The sequence below is a fragment of the Dyella sp. 01N36 genome, assembly GCF_056399745.1.
The window spans coordinates 1-1,756 of the sequence record NZ_JBFTRY010000347.1 but is presented as its reverse complement, the minus strand read 5'-3'; the positions used below and the strand labels follow the sequence as shown (position 1 = coordinate 1,756).

General features: G+C 65.7%; 3 protein-coding genes. 1 reads left to right on the top strand and 2 read right to left on the bottom strand.

Annotated elements, in window-relative coordinates:
* Nucleotides 1–184 precede the first annotated feature (184 nt).
* Both AC1DMG_RS21955 and AC1DMG_RS21950 read right to left on the bottom strand, forming a co-directional pair.
* Nucleotides 185–634 (bottom strand): copper chaperone PCu(A)C, encoded by a 450-nt coding sequence (locus AC1DMG_RS21955; RefSeq protein ID WP_441604194.1) that lies wholly within the window; start codon nucleotides 632–634, stop codon nucleotides 185–187.
* A complete protein-coding gene (locus AC1DMG_RS21950; protein ID WP_441604193.1) occupies nucleotides 631–1,218 on the bottom strand; it encodes an SCO family protein in 588 nt (195 codons plus the stop codon). The genes AC1DMG_RS21955 and AC1DMG_RS21950 overlap by 4 nt, the downstream gene beginning before the upstream one ends.
* A 111-nt stretch (nucleotides 1,219–1,329) precedes the next feature.
* On the opposite strand from AC1DMG_RS21950, the gene AC1DMG_RS21945 reads away from it, so the two are divergent.
* Nucleotides 1,330–1,716: a DUF423 domain-containing protein gene (locus AC1DMG_RS21945; protein ID WP_441604192.1), complete on the top strand. Its 387-nt coding sequence runs from the start codon at nucleotides 1,330–1,332 to the stop codon at nucleotides 1,714–1,716.
* Nucleotides 1,717–1,756: the final 40 nt, after the last annotated feature.

Below are 1,756 nucleotides of genomic sequence, written 5' to 3'. Positions count from 1 at the left end.
CTCACGCAGCGGGCGAATTCGGCGCAAGCCGTGGCCGTCTCGGCGATCTGCCGCAACAGCACAGCAATAACCCTCACTGTGGGAGCGCACCCTGTGCGCGACTCGGGGCTTGCGAAGCCTCCAAGCGCTCGGCTGCCGAACCTGTCGCGCACAGGGTGCGCTCCCACAGGTGGTGGGGCGAGTTTTATCCGCCGGTGGCGTTGGCCGGTCGCGCCACGAAATCGGCATCCAGCGTGCTGCCGTCACCGAAGGTAAGCGTCACTTTGACCTTTTCGCCAATCGTTACCGGCGCAGCAGCCTTCATCAGCATCAAGTGGTAACCGCCAGGCGATAGCTCAGCCTTCCCATGAGCCGGGATGGCAAGCTCATCGACCATCGCCATGCGATTGACGCCACCCGCGCCGCTGCTCTGGTGCAGCATGGCCTCGCCATAACGCGAACTATGTGCCCCGCGCAGGCTGGCCGCCTGGTCGCCGGTATTTTCCAACACCACGTAAGCGCCGGCGGGAAGATCGCCGGGCAGCACGCGAATCCATGCACCGCTGGCGCGGATGTGTTCCGCTTCGGTGGCGCCGACGCCGGTGGTCAGCAGCAGGCTGGCAACCAGCAAGGGCAGGGTGATGCGACGACTCATGACGATGATCCCGGACTCAGCAGCAGATGCAGGTCGTGAACCATTTCGTCCTGCGTGTTGTTGGGCGTGGACAGCAGGCGTGCCTTGCCCTGGTCATCGAACAGATAGATGGCCGAACTGTGGCTCACTTCATACTGGCCGTCGGCACGATCAGGCTCGCGGGTGAAGGCGGATCGATAGCGCTTGCTCAGCGCTTCGATCTCGCGCGGCGTGCCGGACAAGCCGACCGCGCGCGGATCGAACGCATTGACGTAGGCATGCATGATCTCGGGCGTATCACGTGCGGGGTCGACGCTCACGAACAGGATGCGCGCGCCATCGGCCAAGGGGCCAAGACGCTGCATCACTACGTGCAGTTGCGCGAGCGTCAGCGGACAGACATCGGGGCAGTGCGTGTAGCCGAAATACAACAGCACCACCTTGCCGCGGAAGTCCTGGCCAGAGACTTTCTTGCCGTGGTCGTCGACCAGCTGAAAGTCGAGGTCCGGCATGTGGCCGGTGACATTGGTGAGTCGCCATTCGATGTTGTCGTCGCGATGACAGCCGGCCAGCAAGCAGGTGCCGACGGCAAGCATCAGCAGCATCAGCCACCGGCGGGTGCGACAACGCTTCGTGCGAGAATCGATAGGAATCATCCGGGCAGCATACGACACTGGCCGCCCGCCCGGATGGCGGCGAACCGAGGAGCTATGCGCATGCGACAACCTGCCTATGCGACAGGCGTGCTGGTCGGCCTGGCCGGCGCCAGCGCCGTGATCCTGGGGGCGTTCGGTGCGCACGCGCTGCGTGACGTGCTGGATGCCCGCGGCAGCGAGTTGTGGCATACGGCGGTGAGCTACCACTTCTGGCATGCGCTCGCGCTCGCCTTCGCCGTGATGACGGCGAAGGGGCGCGCACGCCGGGTCGCCGTCTCCGCTTTCGCCAGCGGCATCGTGGTGTTCAGCGGCAGCCTCTACGCGCTGGCGCTGGGTGCGCCGCGGTGGTTCGGGGCGATCACGCCGCTGGGCGGCGTGGCCTTTATCGTGGGCTGGATCGCGCTTGGCGTCGCGCTGTCTACCCGGGCCGGCCGCGACGCTGCCTGAAAAAAGTCAGGCCCGATCCACGCGCGCCGCGTAGCAACCG